Below are 23,932 nucleotides of genomic sequence, written 5' to 3'. Positions count from 1 at the left end.
GACATAAGCTGCGACTATTAGCTCGCAGCGATTTTTTGTTTAACCTGACGGGTTAACCAGCCCAACAGCGGAATATGCTGATAGACCATTTCAGTCAGATCATAGTAATCGCGGTGATAACAAATCCGCCCATCCTGCCAGGCCAGCTCGGTGCTACCGTGCACCAGAATTTCCTGCCCTTTGGCAAAGGCCGGGTGACTAAAGCGCATCTGCCAGCTCAGAAAGCCCCGCTCGCCCTGACACAGGCCGCTTACCGGTGTAAAGCGGGCATAATTTAAGCGCTGATAACCATGAGCAAGATAGTGTTGTAACGCAGAGCGGCTATTAATTTCATGCACCGGATCAATAAACTGTACCTGTTCCGCATAATAGTCAGCGATGGCATCCAGACCATTCGCAGACAGACTGTTATAAAAATCTAAAAACGCTTGTAGTTTAGGGTCAAGCATCGACTGCCTCCGCCGCCTTACCTTTTACTGCTGCAAACAGCGCCAGCGTCTGTTTACGAGCCTCATTATGATCAACTATTGGCTTTACGTAGCCTTTGGGGGTAACCAGCCGGTGTGGCCAATGTAAATCCTTGCCAGTTTTCGCCGAGAGCTCTGGCACAAATCGCCGGATAAAGTCACCGCTAGGGTCAAAACGCTCACTTTGGGTAACCGGATTAAAGATCCGGAAATAAGGTGCCGCATCCGTGCCGGTAGACGCGGCCCACTGCCAACCGCCATTATTGGCCGCAAAGTCACCATCGAGCAGCTTTGACATAAAATATTGCTCGCCCCAGCGCCAATCAATATGTAAATCCTTAACCAGAAAGCTGGCAGTAATCATCCGCAGCCGGTTATGCATCCAGCCGGTTTGATTTAGCTGGCGCATGGCGGCATCCACGATCGGATAACCGGTTTCACCGCGACACCAGGCAGTAAAGCGTGCCTGCTCGTTTGGCCATTGGATCAGATCGGTCTCCGCCTGAAAGGCGCGGTGTTTGATTAAGTGAGGAAAGGCGACCAGGATATGCTTATAAAAATCACGCCAAATCAGCTCAGACAGCCAAACCGCCGCGCCGCTTTTCTCCTGCCACAGTGCCTCTTTGGCCTCCAGTTGCAGCCGGGCGACACACTGCTGTGCTGATATCACACCGATGGCTAAATAAGGCGATAACTGTGAGGTACCATCGATCGCTGGGAAATCCCTATCCTGCTGATAAGCGCTGACCCGCTGCTGACAAAAATTGCGCATCCGCGTCAGGATTTCCGCTTCGCTTACCGGCCAGTCGCCTGAGCTCTGATCCGGCGCTTGCATCGGCGCTAATGCCGGTAGCGACAATGTGTGTTCCGTCTGCAGCGTAGGCTTCGGATAACACTGAATACCGTCGGACGCCAGGCGCTGTAACCAGTTGCGCTTAAAGGGGGTAAAGACCTTATAGATCTCGCCTTGCTGGGTGCGGATACTGCCGGGCGGCATAATGCAAAGCCGGTCAAACCAATGTGCGGCGACACCCTGCTGTGCTAATAAGGCGCTAACCTGCTGGTCGCGCCGCTGCTCGCGCAGTTCATATTCAACTTGCGCATACAGCGCCTTAACACCAAGCGGCAATAACGCTGCGATTAATGGCGCGCAGCTGGCATAGTCAGTGCCCTCAACTGCCAGCAGAGGAATATTCAACGCCGCCAGCTCTGTTTGCATCGCCTGCACGCGACGACGCAGCAGGTCCTGACGCAGCGGCGCCATCTGATGCGCGTTCCAGCTTAGTGGTGTGGCGATAAACAGTGCCAGCACAATGCCCTTGTCATGCGCTGCAGCACTGCAGGCGGTATGGAGTGCCTGATTATCATAGACACGCAAATCATGTCTCAGCCAGACCAGATGTACAGGTGTTTGCATCAGGCGCGTAATCCTAATTGTTCCGGATAAGGGGCAAAATAACTTTGCTGTTGTAAGTATTGGTTTGGATAGCGCCGCAGATGATGCTGTAATAAGGTCACCGGCGCTAACAGTGGTACGAAGCCGCGGCGGTAGCGATCAATCAGTTCGCTTAATTCAGCACGGCTGGCTGGCTCCAGCACTTTCTTAAAAAAGCCCTGTAAATGCTGCAGCACATTGGTATGTTGTTTACGGCTGGCAATTTGCCGCATCGCCTGCATTAACTCCGTCAGATAGCGCAGCTGCAACTCTTGCGGCTGAAATAACTTGGCTTCAGCGACCAGACGCCCCAGTTGCCGGTATGCTTGCGGACTATGCGCCAACAGCTGGAATTTATAGCGGCTGTGAAACGCCACCAACTTACCAATACTAAAGCCATCGCGCATACTTTGCTGGTAGTCATAACAAGCAAAAACCCGGGCGATAAAATTCTCCTTTAACGCCGGATCCAGCAAGCGGCCATCTTCCTCCACCGGTAACCAGGGATAATGCTGCATCAGCTGCCGGGTATAAAGCCCGACAGCTTGTTTCCCCAGGTTATTACCTTCGGCATCATAAAGTTTTACCCGCTCCATGCCACAGCTTGGTGACTTGGCGCAAACAATATAACCACTTAAATCTGCCAGCTGCGGCAGCAGCTTAGCGGTGAAGCTCAACATCTGCTCGGTGTAATCCAGACTATTATCGCGGGTTTGCACTAAACGGATCTGCTGCTCAGCGTTATACTGCAGGCGAATTGGCGGTCGTGGCACACCCATGCCAATGGCTTGCTCCGGACACACCGGCACATACTCCACCAGTGGCTTTAACTGCTGCGTACAAAAGGTTGAGGCTTTATGCCCGCCATCAAAGCGCACTTGCGCGCCCAGCACACAGGCACTGATGCCAATTTTTACTGCCATATTCTTTAACCCATAACTGACTTGTTTTCTTTACAGCACCGTAGTGCAAACGGATCAATCATCTTGAAAAAAAGCAAAAAAAAACGGTAGTTAGCTACCTAACTACCGTCTCTGTCGAAGATACAGCCTTACTTCTTACTGGTGCCTGTCTCAACCCGCGACTTTAATTTCTGTCCCGGACGGAAAGTCACCACGCAGCGGGCCGAGATCGGAATGTCTTCACCGGTTTTCGGATTGCGTCCCGGTCGTTCATTCTTCACCCGCAGGTCGAAATTACCAAAGCCGGAAAGCTTAACCTGTTCGCCCGACTCCAGTGCCGTCCGAATTTCTTCAAAAAAAGCTTCCACTATCAGCTTGGCATCGCGTTTGCTCACGCCAAATTTGGTAAACAGACGTTCTGCTAAATCAGCTTTGGTAAGCGCCATCTTTAATCCCTCAACGTTGCGTCGAAATCATCTTTAAGCACGCTAACCACTTGATTTACCACTTGTTGGATATCTTTATCCTCAAGGGTACGCGCCTTATCCTGCAAGGTCAGCGCGATCGCCAGTGACTTAAAGCCGTCTGCGACACCCTGACCGGTGTATACGTCAAACAATTTTAGGTCAACTAACTGATTTACGCCAACTTTTTTTATACTAGCAACAATATCGGCAAAATGCACATCAGATTTCACGACAATCGCCAGATCGCGGCGATTCGCCGGATACTTCGACAGCTCCTGCGCCTGTACTATGTGCCGCTCACCAAGTGCAGCCAGTTCTAATTCAAACAGATAGGCTTTGCCTTTAATGCCCAGCTTGCGCTCGGCTTCCGGATGTAAGGCCCCCAGATAACCTGCCGCCTGCTCATTGACCCACACTTGCGCGGTTTGCCCCGGATGCAGTGCACTGTGCTCAGCGGCGCTAAAGCGTACCTGCTCATTGGCTGACAGCAAGCCCAATAAGGCTTCTACATCGCCTTTGATATCAAAGAAGTCTACTGGCCGCTCAGCGATACTCCAGTGCTCATTGGCCAGTGAACCAACAATCACACCGCCAATCACCGGTACCTGACGCACGCCACCTTCTGCTGTCGCATCCGGAATAAACTTCAGGCCATATTCAAATAAGCGTAACCGGTTTTGCTGCCGGCTTTGGTTATATTGCACGGCCTGCAGTAAACCTGGCCACAGGTTAAGCCGCATCGCCGACATATCGGCCGAAATCGGGTTTGGCAATACCAGCGCATCCACGCCCGGGAACAGGCTTTGCTGAACCTTAGGATCGACAAAGCTGTAGGTGATGGCTTCCTGATAACCACGGTCAACCAGTAGCTGGCGCATGGTGTCAACACTTAAGGCGGCTTCTTTAAAGCTGCGCATTTTCAGGGCGGCTACCGGCGCGACATTCGGAATATTGTTATAGCCATACACCCGCGCCACTTCTTCAATCAGATCTTCAGCGATACTGATATCAAAGCGATAGCCCGGTACCAGAACCTGCCAGCCGTCCGCTGTTTCAGTAACCTTTAAACCCAGCCGGCTCAGAATATCGCTGACTTCTGTTTTCGCGATCTGATGTCCCAGAATACGGTCAAGCTTAGCTTCCGTTAACAGGATCGGGGCTTTTTGTGGTAAATGCTCAGGCGCCACCGCTTCGACCACCGGACCGGCTTCCCCACCGACAATTTGCAGTAACAGCGCCGTTGCCCGCTCCATCGCAGTACGTTGCAGCTCAGGATCAACACCGCGCTCATAACGATGTGACGCATCGGTATGCAGACCGTATTGCCGGGCTTTACCGGCAATCAGCTGAGGTGCAAAGAAGGCGCTTTCCAGGAAAATATCCGTTGTTTCCGCTGTCACACCACTGTGCAAGCCGCCGAAAATACCGGCCATTGCCAGTGCTTTTTGCTGGTCAGCAATCAGTAGGGTGTTGTCTTGCAGCGTGACCTCGTTGCCATCGAGCAACGTCAGTTTTTCACCGCTGTGGGCAAAGCGCACCTGAATATCACCGTCCAGCTTCGCCAGATCAAAGGCATGCATCGGATGACCGAGTTCCAGCAGCACATAGTTGGTGACATCCACTACCGGATCAATACTGCGGACACCACAGCGGCGCAGTTTTTCGGTTAACCACAGCGGACTTGCGGCACTGAGATTAACGTTACGGATCACCCGACCTAAATAACGTGGGCAGGCCGCCGGTGCCAGTAACTGAATGGCTTTGCTGTCACTGATAGTGGCTGGCACCGCGCTAATTTCCGGTTCACAAACGCTCAGTTTATTCAGTACTGCGACTTCCCGCGCCAGCCCCTTAATGCCCAGACAGTCGGCACGGTTTGGCGTTAGGTCTACTTCGATACTCAAATCATCCAGCGCTAAATAGTGGCGCAGGTCCTGACCAATGGGCGCATCGACCGGTAACTCAATAATACCGTCTGAATCATCCGCCATACCAAGCTCAGAGAACGAACACAGCATGCCATGTGATGGCTGACCGCGTAACTTGGCCTTCTTGATTTCAAAGTTACCTGGTAACACGGCACCAACGGTAGCGACAGCCACTTTAAGACCAAGACGGCAGTTTTTGGCGCCGCAGACGATATCCAGTAGCTCGGCGCCACCGATATTTACTTTAGTTACCTGCAGTTTATCCGCTTCCGGATGCTTACCACACTCGACGACTTCGCCCACTACCACACCGTGGAAATCACCAGCAACCTTGTCCATGCCGTCCACTTCCAGACCGGCCATCGACAACTGTTCAGATAAGGCTGTGCTATCCAGTGCCGGATTCACCCATTCCCGTAACCAGGATTCACTAAATTTCATTGCTTGCTACTCCGCTTATCTGAACTGCTTTAAGAAACGAACATCATTTTCGAAGAAGGCGCGCAGATCGGTCACACCGTAGCGCAACATCGTCAGCCGCTCTACGCCCATACCAAAGGCAAAACCGCTATACACTTCAGGGTCGATACCAACCGAACGCAACACATTCGGGTGCACCATACCGCAGCCCAATACCTCCAGCCATTTACCATTCTTACCCATCACATCCACTTCGGCGGATGGCTCAGTAAAGGGGAAGAACGACGGCCGGAAACGGATTTTTAAGTCTTCTTCGAAGAAGTTATGTAAAAAGTCATGCAGGATACCTTTGAGCTCGGTAAAGCTGACATTTTTATCCACCATCAAACCTTCCACCTGGTGGAACATCGGGGTGTGAGTCATGTCGTAATCGTTACGATACACGCGGCCGGGTGAAATAATCCGCAGTGGTGGCTGTTGCTGCTCCATAGTACGGATCTGCACACCCGAAGTCTGGGTGCGCAACATCAGCTTCGGATTAAAATAAAAGGTATCGTGATCGGCCCGAGCCGGGTGATGCTCCGGAATATTCAGCGCATCAAAGTTGTGGAAATCGTCTTCAATTTCCGGGCCCTGCTTGGTTTCAAAACCCAGCTCAGCGAAAAAGCTTTCGATCCGCGCTATAGTGCGGCTGACCGGATGCAGACCACCTTGCTCCAGAGTACGGCCTGGCAGGGTAACATCAATTTTTTCCTGTGCCAGCTTGGCCAGTAATTGGGCTTGCTGCAGCGCATCACGCTTTTCGTTCAGCGCGTCCTGAACCTGCTGCTTTAACTCGTTAATATGCTGGCCGGCCAGCTTACGCGCTTCCGGATCCATCGCGCCTAAAGATTTCAGCAGCTCAGTAATGCTGCCTTTTTTGCCCATAAAGGTTACGCGAACCTCTTCCAGAGCCGGAATATCGTTAGCCGCAGCTACTGCGGCCAGCGCTTCTTGTAATATCGCTGACAGGTTCATGGTTATCCTCAGTGTCACCAGGATTGATCAATTTCAAAGCCGCTAATCATACAATAAAAAGCGGCCGGCACGCAGTGCACGTTAAGGATTTTTTTGGACTTTTTCAGTAAAACGCGTTTAACCGGCTTGCAGGGTTTCGCGGATAAAGGGGATGGTCAGTTTACGCTGATGCACGATGGAAGCTTTATCCAGCCGATCCAGGATACTGACCAATGAGCGGATATCCCGATCATGATGATTCAGCAGATAACGCGCCGCTTCATCCGGCAACTCAATACCGCGCAAGCGGGCCTTTTGTTGCAGCAGTTTCTGTTTATCGTCATCACTTAATAACCGCAGCTGAAAGCTAGTGCAGGCATGTAAGCGCGACACCAGATCCGGCAGGGTAATCCCCAGCTGTTGTGGTGCCTGATTACCGACAATGATCAGGGCTTTGCCTTGTTCCACCAGGCGGTTGTAGAGATCAAAGATCGCGACCTGCCAGTGCAGCTCACCGGCAATGGCCTGAATATTATCCAGGCAAACCAAATCCAGCTGCTCCAGATTATCCAGCAACCGCGGGCTAAGCTCTGCCATATTCTCCAAGGTCAGTAACTGACTGGTAAGGCCCTGCTCCTGCGCCTGCACACAAGCGGCATACAGCAAATGCGATTTGCCGCTGCCACTGGCACCGAACAGATAGACCGGTGCCTGGCCAGCGGGTTGGCGCAGGTAATGCTTTAAAAAATTGACCGCCGGGCTCTCTGCCGCCGCATAAAAGCTATCCAGGGTTTCATCCTCTGGCAGCGTCACCGCCAGCGTAAACTGCAATGGCTGCATTCAGGGACGAGTTAGCTGATAAACGGCCAGGGGCGCATCTGTAACCAGCGGCGCCGGATTAGCCCAGTCAAAAGCTGGCGGTGCACTATTGTCAGTTAACAGCTGCAGGCTGGGTTCAAAGTTAAGCAGTTGCAGTAATTGCGCTGGTGATACCTGAATCGTCAACTGCAGCTCGGTTTGTTGCTGGCCCTGACTGAGCAGTTTTACCTGCTTAATGCCCAGGGTTGCAGCCAAGGTCCGTTCCAGCAGTACCACATCCCGCAAACTGCTGGTCCCCTGCACCTGGATCCGCACCTGCTGCTCGGCCGCCGGATCCAATAAAATGGCATATTGCCGCGCCAACTGCTGACTGAGCAAGGCGGCATAGTCACGCAGTAAGCTCTGTTGATCGGTGCCGGTTAGCTCATCGCGCTGTTGCTGGCCGGCCTGCTGACGGATCGCTGTCAGGCGCCACTCAGTATCGCTGCTCTGCTCCAGTAATAACAGCACCACTTCATTGACCCGATAACGACTGCTGGCCAGTAAAATCGGCTCCCAGAAGCCGCCCCAGACGTCATTTTCGGTTAGGTTTAATAAGTCATCGATATCATAAAGCGGCAGGGTTAAAGGTAGCGCCTGCTCAGCCATCACCTGGGTCAGGGCTTGCAGCCAGGGGTCATCACTCTGCCGTACAAAGCGGCGCTCGCTGCCGGTTTGCTCAACAATCCAGAACAACATTTCCGGCCGCTGACCGCCCCAGATCGGGATCTGAAGTTGCTGCAGCAAAGTACGGATCCGCTCGGCATCCAACAGGACCCGCACCCTGTTGCCGGCTTCGCCTCTTACGGCTTCAAATTGCTTAACATAGCTGCTGGCATTGCTTAATTCGGTCCGCAGCTCGGCACGCTGCATAATATCCGGGTTACCAGTGACCCGTACCAGGATCTGCGTCAGTGCTTCCCGTTGCCATTGTTGCTGAGTTTGCTCGGCACTCACTTCAGCCTGATACAGCTCAGGCTTAGCCATTACAGCGCTGCTGAACAGCAACCAACTGCTTAACAGCACACACCAAATTTTCTGCACCATGCACACTCCTGTTTTTTTTACTTCAGCAACGGTGTTACCGACTAGCTAAAATAAAGCCACCTGACGGTGGCTTTATTCTGACGGTATTACCCGAGATTCACGCCTAAGCGTTGCGCCACTTCCTCGTAGGCTTCAACTACGCCGCCAAGGCCCTGGCGGAAGCGATCTTTATCCAGTTTTTTGCGGGTTGCTTTATCCCACAGCCGGCAACCGTCCGGCGAGAACTCATCACCCAGCACGATTTGGCCGTTAAACAATCCAAATTCCAGTTTAAAGTCAACCAGCAGCATACCGGCCGCATCAAACAGCGCAGATAATACTTCGTTAGCTTTGTAGGTCAGACGCTTCATTTCTGCAAGTTGTTCCGCCGTGGCCCAGCCGAAGGACACCGCCAGTGACTCATTGACCATAGGGTCGTGCAGCGCGTCGTTCTTTAAAAACAGCTCAAAAGTCGGTGGCGTTAACTGCTGTCCTTCGCTGACACCCAGACGACGCACCAGAGAGCCGGCAGCATAATTGCGGATCACGCACTCTACCGGAATCATTGTTAATTTTTTTACCAGTACTTCATCGTCACTCAGTAACTGCTCGGCTTGCGTCGGGATCCCGGCCTGCTCCAGCTTTTGCATGATAAAGAAGTTAAACTTATTGTTGATCATGCCTTTGCGATCGAGCTGCTCAATACGCTCACCATCAAAGGCTGAGGTATCGTTGCGAAAGTGTAATACCAGCAGATTCTCATCTGTGGTGTGATACACAGTCTTGGCTTTTCCACGGTACAGCTCTGTTGTCTTTTGAACCATTTTTTACTCCGGACGGCGGGCACTGAAAATCAGGCGCAAAGTATAATGGGCTTTGGCCTGTTCGCAAATGACTTTTTCTCCGATCTTACAACTCGGCACCTGAGGCCCGAATTGCCGCGACCACCGGATCTAACAAGGCAGTAACCTGAGCCGGCGATAAGGGTTCGCCATTTTTGTTCAACCAGCTGATTGCGGTGCCATTATTCGCTGTTCTCGACAATACTAACTGATAGTCACCGTTGTCTAATGGCAGACCTAAAGGCGCATCGCGGAAAGTCACCGCACGCCAGATACTGCGCTCAGGACGGGTATAACTGACAAAATAGGTAAACACTGAGCGATCAAAATCTGTCACGGTCAGGTTTAATTCACCGAACAGCACTTCCAATTGCGACCAGGTTACGTCTATCGGCTGTGTTGATAACAATGCCGGGTTACCTGCATTATCCAGCCCCGGCTCCAGCGACACTGCAGCAACTTGCTGACGTAATTCTCTGGCGATTTGTACTTCAGTAATCGCTACCTGGTTGATCAACCGGTTCAGTAAATTCACCTCTGCTGCTTTCGCTTCCTGGGCGTTTAGTGCCGTACCCGCATCGAAAAACTGATGCTCTAGTAAGGTTACGGTTGCACTCAGTGCCCGGCCGTGTGGCCTTGGCGCCAGCTCTATCTGATAGCGCAGCTGATCGACAGCCTGTTCTTCTTTCCACAACCAAAAACCAGAACTTTTTGAACGCTTAATCCAGTCAGTCTGATACACCAGGCCTTGCTCGTCAGTTTGTGTCAAACCGATCTCCTGACTGGCAAAAAACGCCTGTAGCTGATTCTGCACGAAAGGCAGTAATTCGCCGGTATAATCATTACGTTCAAACCAAACCCGGGCTTGCTTCTCTTCCTCATCCAGCCTGCTGCTGGTTGCCGTAGCCAGGATTAAAGTGGGTGACTTTTTATCAACCTGAGTCGCGCCCGAGGTTTGTACCTGCGGAATATCATAAGCTGACGGTTGATTAGGTACCGCCAAACCAGCCGGGATCTTTAAGTTTATCTGCTCAGCACGGCGGTCTTCCGTCGCGTCTTTTTCAAATACCGCACAGCCACTTAACAGCACGCTGATCGCGACACATCCTTTAGCCCACTTTTGCACCTAAACTACTCCTGCTCTTATATACCGGCTTGTTGTAATGCCTGTTCGATTGCACTTTGATTAATTGGTTCCAGCCGGGTAAGCGGTAAGCGCAGAAAATCCGACTGTATTAACCCCATATGTTTTAATGCCCATTTAGTTGGAATGGGGTTGGATTCGATAAATAAGTCACGATGCAAAGCCTGCAAACGGCTATCCAGCGTTTTAACCCGCTCAACATCACCAGCACCGGCAGCCTGACAAATCGCCGCCATCGTTGCCGGAGCTACGTTCGCCGTGACAGAAATCACGCCATGGCCGCCAGCCAGCATAAAATCAGCAAAACTGGCATCGTCACCACTTAGCAGTAAAAAATTGGCTGGGCATAGTTGTTGTAAAGCAGTCAGGCGCGTCAAAGATCCGGTGGCCTCTTTAATACCGACAATATTTGGCACTTTTGCCAGCTCAGCTACCGTTTCCGGTAATAAGTCTACCCCGGTACGCCCCGGCACGTTGTATAACAGCACCGGTTTATCTGTTGCGGCGGCAACCGCCTGAAAATGCGCCAGCATACCTTTTTGCGTGGGTTTGTTATAAAACGGCGTTACCGTTAAATAGCCATCAATTGGCAAATCTGCGAAATAACGCGTTTTCTCGATAGCGTCACTGGTCGCCATGGCGCCATTACCGGCAAGCACCGGTATTTGACCGTTAACCTGCTGGCAAACCTGTTGCAAAACCGCATGTTGTTCGGCAAGGCTTAGCGTCGCCGCTTCACCGGTAGTGCCCATAATGACCAGACCATCGCTGCCTTGTTTCAGGTGAAAGTCCACCAGTTTACTTAAACTGGCTACATCTACCTGCCCCTGCTCGGTCATTGGGGTAATAAGGGCCACGAAACTACCTCTGAACATCTTACTTCGGCTCCGCAATCTTATGAAATGGCCGCCTATGTTAAAGATAGCGGCCAGTAAACACAAGAATGCATTCGTCCTGCAGCCTAAACCGTGCCGCAGGTGACATTAATAATCGGTATGTTAAACTGCGCCCTCGCTGCTTTATCCCGTTGTTATTCGCTTTAAGCACAAGGATTATTATGCCCCAACAACTGGTAGTGACTGCTATCGGGCCGGATAGAACCGGTATTGTTAGTAAGCTGGCCCGGCTGGTTACCGAGTGTAATTGCAATATTATTGATAGCCGTATGGCCATTTTTGGCAATGAGTTCACCTTTATTATGCTATTGGCTGGCGATCTGGCCGCCATTAGCCGCATCGAGCATTTATTGCCAGCCTTAGGGCTGGAACTTGATCTAACCACCATGAGTAAACGTACAACGGGGCGGCCACGTACACAGGTGGTTGCACATTACGTATTGGACTACAGCGGCCCGGACCGGGTCGGCACACTAGGTGCGATTACCGGCCTGCTGGCAGCACATAATATTTATATCGGCTCTTTGCAGTCGGAAACCCATGCTGAGCCTGATTGTGTAATGATGCATACGCAGATGACGTTAGAACTCCCTGAAGGCGTTGACGCTGCAATTATCGCACACGAACTGGCTGTTCTAATGCAACAACTTGGCCTGAGCGGACACTTTCAGGCCCAACAATAAGGATCCCTTATGCAAACCCTGACCGCCGGCCAACAGGCCCCCGACTTCACACTATTAGACCAACAGCAACAACCGGTACAACTCTCGAGCTTACTCAAGCAAGGCCGGGTTTTAGCGTACTTTTATCCGAAAGCGATGACGCCAGGTTGTACTGTGCAAGCCTGTGCGCTACGTGATAGTCAGAAAACGCTGGCAGACGCCGGCGTGCAGGTCGTGGGCATTAGTACCGATGCACCGGCCCGGCTGGCCAAATTTGCCGAGCGTGATCAACTCAATTTTACGCTGTTATCCGATGAAGACCATCAGGTAGCGGAAGCCTTCGGCGTTTGGGGCCGTAAAAAATTTATGGGTAAAGAATATGATGGCTTACACCGCATTAGCTTTTTAATCGAATCCGATGGTCGAATTGCCAAAGTGTTTGATAACTTCAAAACCAGCAACCATCATCAGGTCGTTCTGGACTATTTACAGAGCTGATTCAGCTGATTCGGCAGGCATTTTACCTGAAAATACTGGCGAACGCCTGCCGGATTGCTACCATCGAAACGCCAATTAAGGTCGCAGCGCACAGCTGCACTGAGCCTTCAGTCACAGGAGCTGAATATGAAAAAATCTCTCTCATTCTCGTTACTCGCCGCTACGCTATCACTGGCGTTAAGCAGTGCCAGCGCCCAGGATATCAATACTGAAAAAGCCAAATTAACGCTGGATAAAGTTGCGTCTGGCTTAGAGCATCCGTGGGGCCTGGCATTTTTACCTGACGGCCGCATGCTGGTGACGGAACGTCCGGGACGCATTCGCTATATCAATCAGGATGGCAGCCTCAGTGAGCCGTTAACCGGTTTGCCGGCAGTTGAAGTTGCCGGCCAGGGCGGTTTACTGGATGTGTTATTACATCCGGACTTTGCGCAAAACCAACAAATTTTTATCAGCTATAACGAGCCAGCCGCTGGCGGCAGCAGCACCGCTGTGGCCCGGGCTACGCTGCGCGACAATACGCTGACGGATGTCACGGTGATTTTCAGCGCGGCGCCGAAATTTCAAAGTCGTCACCACTTTGGTGGCCGGCTGGTGATAACAGACGATCGTCATCTGTTTGTTACGCTGGGCGACCGTGGCCAACGCCGTCAGGACGCGCAAACTTTCGATAACCACCACGGTAAAGTCGTACGTTTAAACCTGGACGGTAGTGTGCCGGCAGACAATCCTTATGTAAAAGATGACAAGGTACTGGACGATATCTGGTCCTATGGCCATCGTAATATTCAAGGTGCGGCGCTGCATCCGGTTAGCAAAGAGCTCTGGACGCATGAGCATGGGCCTCAGGGCGGTGATGAAATTAATATCACCCGCGCTACCCGCAATTACGGTTGGCCTACCATCACCTATGGTGAAGAATATGGCGGTGGCAAAATTGGTCAAACCGCTAAAGAGGGTATGGAACAGCCGCTGCACTACTGGGTGCCGTCCATTGCACCCAGTGGCATGACCTTCTACCTCGACGATGCGATCCCGGGTTGGCAAAACAATCTGCTGGTGGGTTCTTTACGCTTCGGTCAGTTAGTGCGGTTAGAGCTGGATGGCGAAAAAGTCAGCCATGAAGAGCGGATTATGATCGGCCAGCGGATCCGTGACGTGCGTCAGGGACCGGATGGTGCCGTCTATCTGTTAACCGACCAGGCTGACGGGCAGTTGTTACGCTTACGGGCAGCAAGCAATTGATGTCTGCTCGGTCGTTAAAACCTGTTACCGCCAGCGTTATGCTGGCGGTATCGTCTGTAACGCTGGCGCAAACACCGGAAGTGATCGTCATTACTGCCAATCAACAACAACAGAGCTGGTTGGATGCCGCAGCCAGCATTGAGGTCAGATCAATCCCTGCTGCCGGCTTACTGATCGATAGCGGTCAATTATTACAGGGTATCCCCGGACTGCAGGTTGATAGCCGGGCCAACTTTGCTCAGGATACCCGTCTTAGTATCAGAGGCTTTGGTAGTCGCAGTGCTTTTGGTGTACGCGGCATTTATCTGACACAGGACGGCATTCCGATTTCCTCGCCGGATGGTCAGGGCCAACTCTCGAGTATTTTGCTGGATAATATTGGCGAGATCGAAGTATTACGCGGCCCGTTGGCGGTGCTCTATGGCAATGGCGCTGGTGGTGTGATTGCCTTGAAAACCGCTTACGACCGCCCGTCCGCGCTGGGCGCAAGCTATGCCCTGAGCCAACAACATCAGCAAAGCCAGTTTTCCGTGCAGCAGCAGGGAGAACGGCAACAATTTAGTCTCAGCGCCAAGCATTTTGAAACCGACGGCTTCCGGCCGCAATCAGCGGCACGCAAACAACAATTGCAAAGCCTGTGGCAATATCAACTCGGCAACGAGCTGAGCTTACGCTTGCGTCTGGATTGGGCTTATGATCCCCTGTTACAGGATCCATTAAGTCTGACACCCGAACAGTGGCGACAGGATCCGGAGCAAACCGTCAGTCAGGCTGCCTTATTTGATACCACGAAACAGACACGTCAACGCCAGCTCAGCGTGCAATTGCAGGATGAAGGCAACACCCCATGGCAATTAGCGGTCTGGCAAGGTCAACGTGAGGTGCAGCAACGGCTGGCGTTTACCGGTGCAGCGATAACCTCGGCTGGCGGCGACATTCAGCTCGACCGGCAATATCAGGGCATCAATGGTCAACAGCAGTGGCGCTTGCGTCCGGATCTGAGCACTACCCTGGGATTTGCCTGGGTCAGCAGCGATGACGAACGCCAGGGCTTTGTGAACAATTTTGGTCAGCGCGGCGAGCTACGCCGCGATGAGACCAATCTGGCTGAGAATCGTGACCTGTTTTGGCGCGTCAGCTATCAAGCCAACAGCGCGCTGAGTATTGACGGCGGCCTGCGCTATACCGAACTGGAATATCAGATCCGTGATCGCTTTATCAGCGGCGCCAATCCGGATGATAGTGGCACTAAGACTTACTATCAGCATGCCGCCGCCCTGGGACTAAACTATCGGCTAAGTGCGAATTGGGCCTGGTTTGTTAGCACGGGTCTGGGCTTTGAGGCTCCTACTCTGGCCGAACTGGCTTACCAGCCGAGTGGCAGTGGTTTGAATCTGGCATTAAACGCCAGTGAAAACCGGCAGTGGGAAACCGGGTTAAAATATGCTGCCGGCGCAGCGCGTGGCAGTATCAGCCTGTTCAGCATCCGCAGCAGTGACGAGCTACTGGTCGCCAGTTCAGATAACGGCCGCACCAGCTATCGTAATGCCGGGGCGACCTCTCGGCAGGGGGGCGAAGCGCAGTGGCAGCAACAAATAACAGCGCAGCTATCACAGCAACTCAGCTTAAGCTGGCTGGACGCGGCCTTTGTCGATGCTGAACTGGCCGGTAATCGACTACCAGGCGTAGCAAAATGGGATGCCCTTTGGCAGCTCGATTGGCAACCGTTCGCCAGTTTGCCGGTGCATTTAGCATGGCGCAGCCATTATCGTAGCCGCATTGCCATTGATGATCAGAACAGTCAGTTTGCACCGTCCGCGGTCAGGTTTGATCTCAGCGCCTACGCAAGGCAGCAACTGGGCCACTGGCAACTACGGTATTGGTTGGAATTACAAAATCTGACTGACAGAGCGAACGTCGGTGCTGTCGTTGTCAATCAAAGTAATGGCCGCGCCTTTGAACCGGCACCAGGCCGGCAACTGAGTGCCGGTATGAGCATTGATTACTTATGGTAACGCCCTGGAAAAGTGGTTGTGTCGGCGCTTGGCGACACAACCTATTGCGCTTCACGCATTTTCTGGTTCTGCCGGATGCATCCGGGTCGACCAGGCCTTGATCGTCGCCTTTACCAGCGACGCCAACGGTATCGCAAAAAACACGCCCCAGAAACCAAACAAGCCACCAAAGAACAGCACAGCAATAATAATATAAACCGGGTTTAAATCGACGACTTCGGAGAACAACAGCGGCACTAACACATTGCCATCCAGCGCCTGGATAATGCCATAGGCCAACATCAGATAGCCAAACTCCGCGCTAAACCCCCACTGAAATAACCCGACCAGCGCCACAGGCAAGGTCACAACGGCTGCACCGATGTAGGGAATTAATACCGATAGCCCAACCAGAATCCCCAATAATAGCGCATAGTTTAAGCCAAACAGCGTAAACACCAGATAACTGACACCACCGACGATTAATATTTCCAACATTTTACCGCGGATATAATTCATGATCTGAATGTTCATTTCATGCCAGACTTGTGAAATAAGTTTACGTTCCTCTGGCAAAAACTGCACAAAGCCTGCACTCAACTGGGTTTTGTCTTTCAACATAAAAAACACCATCACCGGCACCAGTACCAGATAAACCAGTAAAGCCACCAGGCTGACAATCGAGGCCAGCGATGTAGATAACATTTGCCGGCCAAAGGCCATCACCCGCTCTTCTACTGAGTGCATCAATAACAAGATTTGCTCGTCGCTGACCATGCCAGGCAAGAGTTCCGGCAATTGCAGTAAGTAGGTGCGACCAATTTCGATCATCTGTGGCAGATCGCGCAATAAAGTCCGGCCCTGATACCAGGCGAGTGGCATTACCCACATTAAGATCAGCGTTAACAAGCCCATAAATGCCAGCACCACCAACGCCGTGCTCAGAGTGCGGCTTACACCAATCCGGCACAAGCGGGCCACCGGCCACTCCAGTAAGTAAGCAAAAGCAATAGCCACCAGCACCGGCGCCAGCATGCCACTGAGCCAATATAGCGCCAGAAAACCTAACACTAACATCAGGAACAATGTCACAACCTGCGGATCTGAGAATTTATTGGTGTACCACTTTCTTAACCAATCAAGCATGCCTACTCCACGTTGTTATCGTTAGTCCGACTCAGTATAACAACAAGGCTGCTCGCTAAGTAAGCCTCTGTCGCTTAACTGCCGGGTTGTGCTAAATTAGCCTCAGATCCGGCAATGAGTTGGATAACGTAGAAAAATTCAGCAGCTGGCGACTATTGGCGCCACTAAACTGAACTTCGTTACCGGATAACAGCCAAAGCTTGTGAAAATCCGCTAGTACCGCAGAATAGGTCCGTTGTTATGATACGCCAAGCAGTTAAATTGACATTCGCTACCAGTATCCTGCTGATGCTGCTGCAGAGCAGTCCGGCGCAGGCACTGAATAAACTGCCGGATATTGGTGGTAATGCCTTTTCAACACTAACGCCGGAAAAAGAAAAACAGCTGGGCGATGTGATGATGCGGCAAACCCGTGGTCAGTTGCCGATGATCTATGACCCCCTGCTCGATGAGTACATTAATGCTTTGGGTAACCGCCTGGTGGCGCGTGCCAATGACGTCAAATTCCCGTTTAAGTTTTATTGGGTCAATAACCGCCAGATTAATGCCTTCGCCACGCTCGGCGGTAATATTGCCTCGCATACCGGCACGCTGGCAGTAGCTGACAGCGAAAGTGAATTTGCTTCGGTGATGGCACACGAAATTGCGCACGTCACCCAGCGCCATATCGCCCGTTTTGTCGAAGCACAGAACCAGCGCGCGCCGCTGACTATCGCCAGCTTACTCGGTGCTATTGTACTGGCTACGGTGAATCCGGAAGCCGGGATGGCAGCGATGATGGCGTCACAAGGCGCGGCGCAGCAAAGTGCAATTAACTTTACCCGCAGTAACGAACAGGAAGCAGATCGTATCGGCATGACCATTCTGGCGGAAGCCGGCTTTGATCCTAATGCTGTACCACAGTTTTTTACTAAATTGAGCGAGCAATCGCGCTTTGTTAACCAGCAATTGGCGTTCCTGCAAACCCACCCGCTGTCTCAGGCTCGGGTCAGTGATACCCGGCTAAGAGCGCAACAGTTTCCAACCCGTTTCGTGCCGGATAGCATGGATTTTACGCTAAGCAAAGCGAGAGTTCTCGCCCGCTATCACCATGATACCAAAGATGCGTTGACGATTTTCCAACGTAAATTGGCCGAGCCTGGTGGTAATACCCGCGCCAATCGCTATGGTCTGGCGGTCGCCTTGCTCGATAACAAAGATTACGCAGCAGCACGCGCTCAAATTGAACCTCTGCTGGAGCAAGACCCACATAATCTGTACTATCTGGATGTACTGACTGATGTGATGATTGGCCAGCAGCAATACCAACAAGCACTGGACCTGTTGCAACAAGAATATCTGTTACGTCCGAATAATCAGGTGGTTACGCTTAACTACGCCAACGTTGCACTCAAAGCCGGCAGCCATCAACTGGCCATTCACCTGCTACGCAATCTGTTGTATTACAAAGATGATAATATCCTGGCGCTGGATTTGCTCGCCGATGCCTACAAGCAAAAGGAAGAGTTTGCCCGCTATTATGAAACCCGGGCAGATTTATTCTACCAATTAGCCAACTACCCGAAAGCCATTGATGATCTCAACGAAGCCTTGAATCATCTGCCAGCCGAAGCTAGGCTGGAAAACCGGCGCTTAGAAGCCAAAAAACGCCAACTGCAAGCCGAATTTGACCGGTTGCAACGGATGTAAGTGAGAGATGATGATTACCCTGTTCCACAACCCACGTTGTTCAAAAAGTCGTGATGCCCTGGCTTGGCTGCAACAAAGCGGCCATGACTTTACTATCGTTGAATATTTAAAAACGCCGCTTAATGCCACAGAACTGCAGAGTTTGCTGGCGAAACTGCAGCTGCCTGCACGTTCGCTACTACGGACCAAAGAGGAAGACTATCAGACACTTGGTCTGGATAATCCACGTTTAAGCGAGACTGAACTGATTGCGGCTATGGTCGCGCACCCGCGCTTAATGGAACGTCCGGTACTGATGGTGGGTGACAAAGCCGCCATTGGCCGGCCACTGGAGCAATTACAGGCGTTGTTACCATGACGGCCCGAGTACTGGTGTTGTATTATTCCCGCCATGGCTCGGTCGCCGCCTTAGCGGAGAAAATTGCCCATGGCGTGCAACAAGCCGGTGCCGAGGCCTGGCTGCGCAGCATTCCCGGTTTTAATGACCGCGAAACCACCCGCCATCCACCGGTCACGCAAGCAGAGCTGACGGCTTGTGATGGTTTGGCGTTTGGCAGTCCGGTGCGTTTTGGTAATATGGCCGCCGAAGCCAAAGCCTTCTGGGATAGCACGACGGCCTGCTGGCTAAAAGGTGAGCTGATTAACAAAGCCGCCGGGGTTTTTACCTCGTCGGGCAGCTTACATGGCGGTAATGAGGCCAATCTATTGAGTATGATGCTGCCCTTACTACATCATGGTATGGTACTGATGGGTGTCCCTTATAGTGAACCGGAGCTACATAAAACCCAAAGTGGTGGCACCCCCTATGGCCCCAGCCATGTCAGTGGTCTGCAACAGGATAATCAGCTCAGTGTCGACGAGCAGCGGCTGGCGCTGGCATTCGGAAAACGTCTGGCCTTGTTAAGTGCCAGTTTAAAACAACAGGGGTTCAGTGACTAATGCAATCTGCAAATAGTATCCCAATGGCCGCCGATACCCGGCGTTTTTTATTACTTGGACGTCTCGGCTACTGGGGCCTGTGGTTATTGATTCCATTATGGCAACTCTGGCTGGCACCGGTTAGCTATGGTGAGGACCAGGCGCTTAAACCCAGTGTGGTGAGTACCCTGTTGCTGCTCTGGTTACCCCTATGGTTACCGATGTGGGGAATTATCAAAGGCCATGCCTATACCTTCGCCTGGGCCAACTTTATTGTTATGCTGTATTTTTTACATAGCCTCACTAATCTGTGGGTTAGCAGTGGCAGCTATTTTTGGTTTTCGGTGCTGGAATTGCTGCTGGCGAGCCTGATGTTTTATGGTTGTACCTACTATGCCCGTAACCGCGGCAAAGAACTTGGGCTTAAAATACCCAAACTGAAAGACGACCCGGTTCGGCGCAGTTAATTTTTTTCATCTGGCCAATCTGCTTAGTTTAGCGCCTCGTAATATCAAAGGTGTTTTCCAGGTAGTGTAGTAAGATGAACGAACAATTGGCGCTGTTCCCATTAAGCAGTTTTCTGTTACCACAAGGCAGAATGAAATTACGGGTATTTGAACCACGCTATGTCCGTTTGGTAAAAGAGGCGGTCAGTGGCAAAAGAGCCTTTGCAATGGCAAGTCTGAACCCTTTTGTCAGTCAGCAGCATCCGGACCGGATCCTGCCGCTGGTCTGTAAGGTGGAGGTAGAGGACTTCGAAACCCTGCCCGACGGTTTGCTGGGTATTACCATTAAAGGCGTCGCCCGGCAACGGATTGTGCGGCGTTGGCAGGAAGACGATAAATTGCATGTCGCCGAGGTACAACCGCAGTCTGACTGGCCTACTTGCTCGCTCTCTCGCGAGCAATCGCAGTTGGCTCAAGCCTTCTCTGATTTACTGGCTGAATATCCGCAACTGTCTGCACTCTATCCGCAGCCACAACTTAATGATGCCGCCTGGCTGGCTGGTCGCTGGCTGGAGTTGCTACCGATGCAGCCGGCGTTAAAACAGGACCTGGCTCAGCAAAGCCCGGAACACTGCCTGCGAGAACTGCAAGGCTGGTTGTCGCATAACGCCTGAGTGATCAACCACCGGGTTGGCTATCAGAACATTCCGAAGTTATTCAATACCCAAGTATTTGTGAACCTGCACACTTAGCCGCCAGTTGTGCTTGATACAACTGGCAATGGCAAGCTCTGTCGCCCGCTTTTGCTGGCTGATAGGCTGCAAATACACCAGCTTATCGTTAAGTTGATGCAGATCTAACAATGCCACCAACTCGTCGACATGCTTTTGCATCGCCACCGGATGTTTGATTTCATCAGCCCGCTTAAGCGCACTGGGCAGCACCGGATAGCCCCCCGGCATATTCAGTTTTGGCGATACCGTTACCCAGGTATCAGGCGGCGCCTTGATTTCAAAAGTGCCGCTGGTTTCAATTTGTGTGCTGTAACCCGCCGCGTGCAAGGTCTGGCATAGTGACGTTAAGTCAAACATACAAGGCTCACCGCCGGTGATCACCACATGCCGGGCCTGATAACCCTGTTGTCGAAACAGCGCCAGAAGCGCAGCAGGCGTTATCCCGGTCCAACTCGGACTGTCGCCGCGCTTGGCCAGCAATTGGTCCGGAGTAATCGCCAGCTCAGGATCAAGTGTCCAGGTATGTTTGGTATCACACCAGCTGCAGCCAACCGGGCAGCCTTGTAACCGCACAAAAATCGCTGGGGTACCGGTATACCGGCCTTCCCCCTGAATGGTCTGAAATACTTCGTTTACCTGATACAAGCTTAGGGATCCTTTACTCACTTACAAGCGGCTAATGCATGCCGGGACGTGTTGCGCTATACTACGCGGCCCGATTTTCCGGCATTATACAAGAGAGAGCAGCCAATGACGCAAAAAGTTGTGGTGATTTATTCCGGTGGTATGGATTCCTACACGGTATTGCATAAGGCACTACGGGATGGTCACGACGTCTATGCGCTGTCGTTTAACTATGGCCAGCGCCATGTTAAAGAACTGAAATGCGCTGAACAGGTCTGTGCTGAACTGGGTGTTAAGCACAAAATTGTTGATATCTCTGCTATCAATCAGTTGTTAAGTGGCTCATCGCTAACCAGCGATATTGAGGTACCAGAAGGCCACTACGCGGCCGATAACATGAAATCAACGGTAGTACCCAACCGTAATATGATATTACTGGCGCTAGCGGTAGGTTATGCCGACTCTATTGGTGCCCGGGCGGTGTATTATGGTGCGCATAGCGGCGATCACTTTATTTACCCTGACTGCCGGCCGGAGTTTGTGCAGAAGATGAATGATGTCTGCCAGATCGCCAACTATGAGCCGGTGGATATTGTCAGCCCTTATCTGGCGCAGACCAAAATTGAAATTTTAAGAGATGGTCTGGCGATGGGGCTGGATTACAGCAAAACCTGGACCTGCTACAACGGTCGAGAAAAGGCCTGCGGCAAGTGTGGCTCTTGTCAGGAGCGGCTGGAAGCCTTCGCCTTAAATCAGGCCGTTGATCCACTTAGCTACGAATAGCTTATAACTTATGACAAAACGGCCTTGTTGTGGCCGTTTTTCATTTTATACTGAGCGCCCTGCGATGCTGCCGCTGTAAAGCCGCTAACTGACTGTTAATTGAGGTAACGATGTTGAAGTTCTGGTTTGCCATTCCTTTCTGGCAGCGGGTGCTGGGCGCCCTGCTCCTGGGTGTATTCACCGGTGTGCTGCTCGGCCAGGACGCCAGTGCGTTTAAACCTCTGGGCACACTCTTTATTAATGCCATCCGGATGCTGGTCGTGCCGTTAGTCTTTTTTGCACTGATTAACAGCATTACGTCGCTTGCTGATAGCAGCAAAATGCAGCGTTTGGCTTTTAAAACCGTTGCCTTATTCTTGCTTACCGCCTTTATTGCCAGTCTGATTGGCCTGACCATTGGTAGTTTGGTCCCCTGGGGCGACGCTTTACAACTGACCACCACTGAAGTGCGACAGCGTGATATTCCACCGGTCGCTGATGTACTGACCGGCCTGATCCCAACCAATCCGGTTGCCGCTCTGGCTGAAGCTAAGGTATTACAAATTATTGTGTTTGCGGTACTGGTGGGTATCGCCATTAATCAGGTCGGTGAAAAAGCGGAACCGATGAAAAAACTGGTTAACGCCGGTGCGGAGATTATGTACGCCATCACCCGCATGGTGCTGCAACTGACTCCGTTCGGTGTCTTTGGCCTGATGGCCTGGGCCGTCGGCAGCTTTGGTCTGGCAACCTTGTTGCCGCTGGCGAAGTTTATTGGCGCGATTTATCTTGCCTGCCTGCTGCATATCGCTATCGTCTATGGCGGTATGGTAAAAGTCTTTGGCGCTATGTCATGGCGTCAATTCTTTAAAGCCATACTGCCCGCCCAGCTGGTCGCTTACAGTAGCGCCAGCAGTTACGGTACGCTGCCAGTGAGCTTTAAGGTTGCCACCGAAGAGCTGAAGGTATCGAAAAATTATGCCAGCTTTGTGTTGCCGCTGGGTGCCACCATTAATATGGATGGCTGTGGTGGCATCTTCCCTGCCATTGCGGCAATCTTTATTGCCCATATTTACGGCATACCGCTCGATACTATGGATTATCTGCTCATTGCCGGTACCGCTACCCTGGCATCACTGGGTACAGCAGGCGTACCCGGCACCGCCATGGTGATGCTGACCGTCACCCTGAGTGTGGTTGGCTTGCCGCTGGAAGGTATTGCCTTTATTGCTGCGGTCGATCGCATTATCGATATGATGCGCACGGCAACCAACGTCTCAGGTGATTTAATGGTCGCCCGCGTGGTAGCAAAGCAGGAAGGCTTACTGGAAGAGCCGGAACAGGCTGAACAAGCTACTGGCATGGCGAGCCGTTAATGCAAATCAGCGTCAAACTAAAACGGCTGAGCCGACTGCCGTTTCATGCCGGCGCAGAGCTGGCAGAGTGCAGTTATGCCGGCTTACAGACTCTGATTATTGATGCCGACGAAGCAGAACTTGATAGGCTGGAGCAAACGACTGACTATCAGCAGCTTAACTTATCGCTGTGGCAAGCCACGTTTACCGATGCCGAACAACTTAGCCCAGCCTTGCAACCGCTGGTGAACGGTATGCCACTGGTCAGAGTTTGCGGGGAGGTTGTGGCAAGGTTGGGCGCCTACCAATTATTGTTAAAATTGGCTGACCATCCGCAGCCACTGCACCTTTGGTGCGAACAGGTCTCTATGGTCGGCATTGGTCAACGCCTTTGCCTGCAGGGTGAACTACACGCAACCTTGCCGGATTAACCGCAACAAAAAAGCCCCGCGAACAAGTCTGTCTCTTGATCACAAGT

General features: G+C 52.0%; 25 protein-coding genes. 12 read left to right on the top strand and 13 right to left on the bottom strand.

The window, feature by feature from the left end; all coding sequences use genetic code 11:
* Nucleotides 1-17: 17 nt before the first annotated feature.
* From AAY72_RS05710 to dapA, 11 genes are all read right to left on the bottom strand, one after another.
* Nucleotides 18-449, bottom strand: a complete 432-nt coding sequence (locus AAY72_RS05710; protein WP_008610470.1) for a nuclear transport factor 2 family protein — start codon at nt 447-449, stop codon at nt 18-20.
* Nucleotides 442-1,884 carry a deoxyribodipyrimidine photo-lyase gene (gene phrB, locus AAY72_RS05705; RefSeq protein ID WP_057785955.1) on the bottom strand — a complete coding sequence of 481 codons (1,443 nt, stop codon included), beginning with the start codon at nt 1,882-1,884 and terminating at the stop codon, nt 442-444. Before phrB ends, AAY72_RS05710 begins: the two co-directional genes overlap by 8 nt.
* A complete protein-coding gene (locus AAY72_RS05700; protein WP_057785953.1) occupies nt 1,884-2,825 on the bottom strand; it encodes a DUF523 and DUF1722 domain-containing protein in 942 nt (313 codons plus the stop codon). The genes phrB and AAY72_RS05700 overlap by 1 nt, the downstream gene beginning before the upstream one ends.
* 128 nt (nt 2,826-2,953) lie before the next feature.
* Nucleotides 2,954-3,250: an integration host factor subunit alpha gene (gene ihfA, locus AAY72_RS05695; RefSeq protein WP_008610466.1), complete on the bottom strand. Its 297-nt coding sequence runs from the start codon at nt 3,248-3,250 to the stop codon at nt 2,954-2,956.
* Nucleotides 3,251-3,252: 2 nt separating this feature from the next.
* Nucleotides 3,253-5,640: a phenylalanine--tRNA ligase subunit beta gene (gene pheT, locus AAY72_RS05690; protein WP_057785951.1), complete on the bottom strand. Its 2,388-nt coding sequence runs from the start codon at nt 5,638-5,640 to the stop codon at nt 3,253-3,255.
* Between the two features lie 15 nt (nt 5,641-5,655).
* Entirely contained in the window at nt 5,656-6,636 is a 981-nt protein-coding gene (pheS, locus tag AAY72_RS05685; protein WP_008951997.1) for a phenylalanine--tRNA ligase subunit alpha, read from the bottom strand.
* Between the two features lie 117 nt (nt 6,637-6,753).
* Nucleotides 6,754-7,455, bottom strand: coding sequence for a DnaA regulatory inactivator Hda (gene hda / locus AAY72_RS05680; RefSeq protein ID WP_008951996.1), 702 nt, complete (start codon nt 7,453-7,455; stop codon nt 6,754-6,756).
* Nucleotides 7,456-8,520, bottom strand: coding sequence for a DUF2066 domain-containing protein (locus tag AAY72_RS05675; protein WP_057785949.1), 1,065 nt, complete (start codon nt 8,518-8,520; stop codon nt 7,456-7,458).
* An 86-nt stretch (nt 8,521-8,606) separates the two neighbouring features.
* Complete coding sequence (gene purC / locus AAY72_RS05670; RefSeq protein ID WP_008951994.1) at nt 8,607-9,323, bottom strand: phosphoribosylaminoimidazolesuccinocarboxamide synthase; 717 nt, start codon at nt 9,321-9,323, stop codon at nt 8,607-8,609.
* An 85-nt stretch (nt 9,324-9,408) separates the two neighbouring features.
* Nucleotides 9,409-10,467: an outer membrane protein assembly factor BamC gene (gene bamC / locus AAY72_RS05665; protein WP_008983438.1), complete on the bottom strand. Its 1,059-nt coding sequence runs from the start codon at nt 10,465-10,467 to the stop codon at nt 9,409-9,411.
* A 17-nt stretch (nt 10,468-10,484) separates the two neighbouring features.
* Complete coding sequence (gene dapA / locus AAY72_RS05660; RefSeq protein ID WP_057785947.1) at nt 10,485-11,360, bottom strand: 4-hydroxy-tetrahydrodipicolinate synthase; 876 nt, start codon at nt 11,358-11,360, stop codon at nt 10,485-10,487.
* Between the two features lie 182 nt (nt 11,361-11,542).
* Here dapA and AAY72_RS05655 point away from each other — a divergent pair, with 182 nt between their 5' ends.
* From AAY72_RS05655 to AAY72_RS05640, 4 genes are all read left to right on the top strand, one after another.
* Nucleotides 11,543-12,064, top strand: coding sequence for a glycine cleavage system protein R (locus AAY72_RS05655; protein WP_008983436.1), 522 nt, complete (start codon nt 11,543-11,545; stop codon nt 12,062-12,064).
* A 9-nt stretch (nt 12,065-12,073) separates the two neighbouring features.
* Nucleotides 12,074-12,541: a thioredoxin-dependent thiol peroxidase gene (bcp, locus tag AAY72_RS05650; RefSeq protein ID WP_057785945.1), complete on the top strand. Its 468-nt coding sequence runs from the start codon at nt 12,074-12,076 to the stop codon at nt 12,539-12,541.
* A gap of 126 nt (nt 12,542-12,667) precedes the next feature.
* Nucleotides 12,668-13,786 carry a PQQ-dependent sugar dehydrogenase gene (locus tag AAY72_RS05645; protein WP_008983414.1) on the top strand — a complete coding sequence of 373 codons (1,119 nt, stop codon included), beginning with the start codon at nt 12,668-12,670 and terminating at the stop codon, nt 13,784-13,786.
* The gene (locus tag AAY72_RS05640; RefSeq protein WP_057785943.1) at nt 13,786-15,801 is read left to right on the top strand and encodes a TonB-dependent receptor domain-containing protein; all 2,016 of its coding nucleotides are present in this window, start codon (nt 13,786-13,788) and stop codon (nt 15,799-15,801) included. Before AAY72_RS05645 ends, AAY72_RS05640 begins: the two co-directional genes overlap by 1 nt.
* 51 nt (nt 15,802-15,852) lie before the next feature.
* On the opposite strand, the gene AAY72_RS05635 is transcribed toward AAY72_RS05640, so the two are convergent.
* The gene (locus AAY72_RS05635; RefSeq protein WP_008983412.1) at nt 15,853-16,926 is read right to left on the bottom strand and encodes an AI-2E family transporter; all 1,074 of its coding nucleotides are present in this window, start codon (nt 16,924-16,926) and stop codon (nt 15,853-15,855) included.
* 261 nt (nt 16,927-17,187) lie between these two features.
* On the opposite strand from AAY72_RS05635, the gene AAY72_RS05630 reads away from it, so the two are divergent.
* The 5 genes from AAY72_RS05630 (at nt 17,188) to AAY72_RS05610 (ending at nt 20,653) form a co-directional block, all read left to right on the top strand.
* Nucleotides 17,188-18,615, top strand: a complete 1,428-nt coding sequence (locus tag AAY72_RS05630) for a M48 family metalloprotease (protein WP_231728905.1) — start codon at nt 17,188-17,190, stop codon at nt 18,613-18,615.
* 7 nt (nt 18,616-18,622) lie between these two features.
* Entirely contained in the window at nt 18,623-18,973 is a 351-nt protein-coding gene (arsC, locus tag AAY72_RS05625) for an arsenate reductase (glutaredoxin) (RefSeq protein WP_231728904.1), read from the top strand.
* Nucleotides 18,970-19,554, top strand: a complete 585-nt coding sequence (gene wrbA / locus AAY72_RS05620; protein WP_008983409.1) for an NAD(P)H:quinone oxidoreductase — start codon at nt 18,970-18,972, stop codon at nt 19,552-19,554. Before arsC ends, wrbA begins: the two co-directional genes overlap by 4 nt.
* Nucleotides 19,554-20,000, top strand: coding sequence for a DUF2069 domain-containing protein (locus tag AAY72_RS05615; RefSeq protein ID WP_057785941.1), 447 nt, complete (start codon nt 19,554-19,556; stop codon nt 19,998-20,000). Before wrbA ends, AAY72_RS05615 begins: the two co-directional genes overlap by 1 nt.
* 74 nt (nt 20,001-20,074) lie before the next feature.
* Entirely contained in the window at nt 20,075-20,653 is a 579-nt protein-coding gene (locus AAY72_RS05610) for an LON peptidase substrate-binding domain-containing protein (RefSeq protein WP_008983407.1), read from the top strand.
* 39 nt (nt 20,654-20,692) lie between these two features.
* Here the strand turns inward: AAY72_RS05610 and queE are convergent, their stop codons facing one another.
* Entirely contained in the window at nt 20,693-21,358 is a 666-nt protein-coding gene (gene queE / locus AAY72_RS05605) for a 7-carboxy-7-deazaguanine synthase QueE (RefSeq protein WP_057785939.1), read from the bottom strand.
* Nucleotides 21,359-21,463: 105 nt separating this feature from the next.
* Between queE and queC the strand changes: the two genes are divergently transcribed.
* From queC to AAY72_RS05590, 3 genes are all read left to right on the top strand, one after another.
* Nucleotides 21,464-22,120: a 7-cyano-7-deazaguanine synthase QueC gene (gene queC, locus AAY72_RS05600; RefSeq protein WP_008983405.1), complete on the top strand. Its 657-nt coding sequence runs from the start codon at nt 21,464-21,466 to the stop codon at nt 22,118-22,120.
* 110 nt (nt 22,121-22,230) lie between these two features.
* On the top strand, nt 22,231-23,475 hold the full coding sequence (locus AAY72_RS05595; protein ID WP_057785937.1) for a dicarboxylate/amino acid:cation symporter: 1,245 nt from the start codon (nt 22,231-22,233) through the stop codon (nt 23,473-23,475).
* Nucleotides 23,475-23,885 (top strand): hypothetical protein, encoded by a 411-nt coding sequence (locus tag AAY72_RS05590; protein WP_057785934.1) that lies wholly within the window; start codon nt 23,475-23,477, stop codon nt 23,883-23,885. Before AAY72_RS05595 ends, AAY72_RS05590 begins: the two co-directional genes overlap by 1 nt.
* Nucleotides 23,886-23,932 lie beyond the last annotated feature (47 nt).

The sequence above is a fragment of the Alishewanella sp. WH16-1 genome, assembly GCF_001441695.1.
In the GTDB taxonomy this organism is placed as follows: domain Bacteria; phylum Pseudomonadota; class Gammaproteobacteria; order Enterobacterales; family Alteromonadaceae; genus Alishewanella; species Alishewanella agri.
The sequence above is the reverse complement of the archived record's forward strand: the minus strand, read 5'-3'. Positions and strand labels throughout refer to the sequence as shown.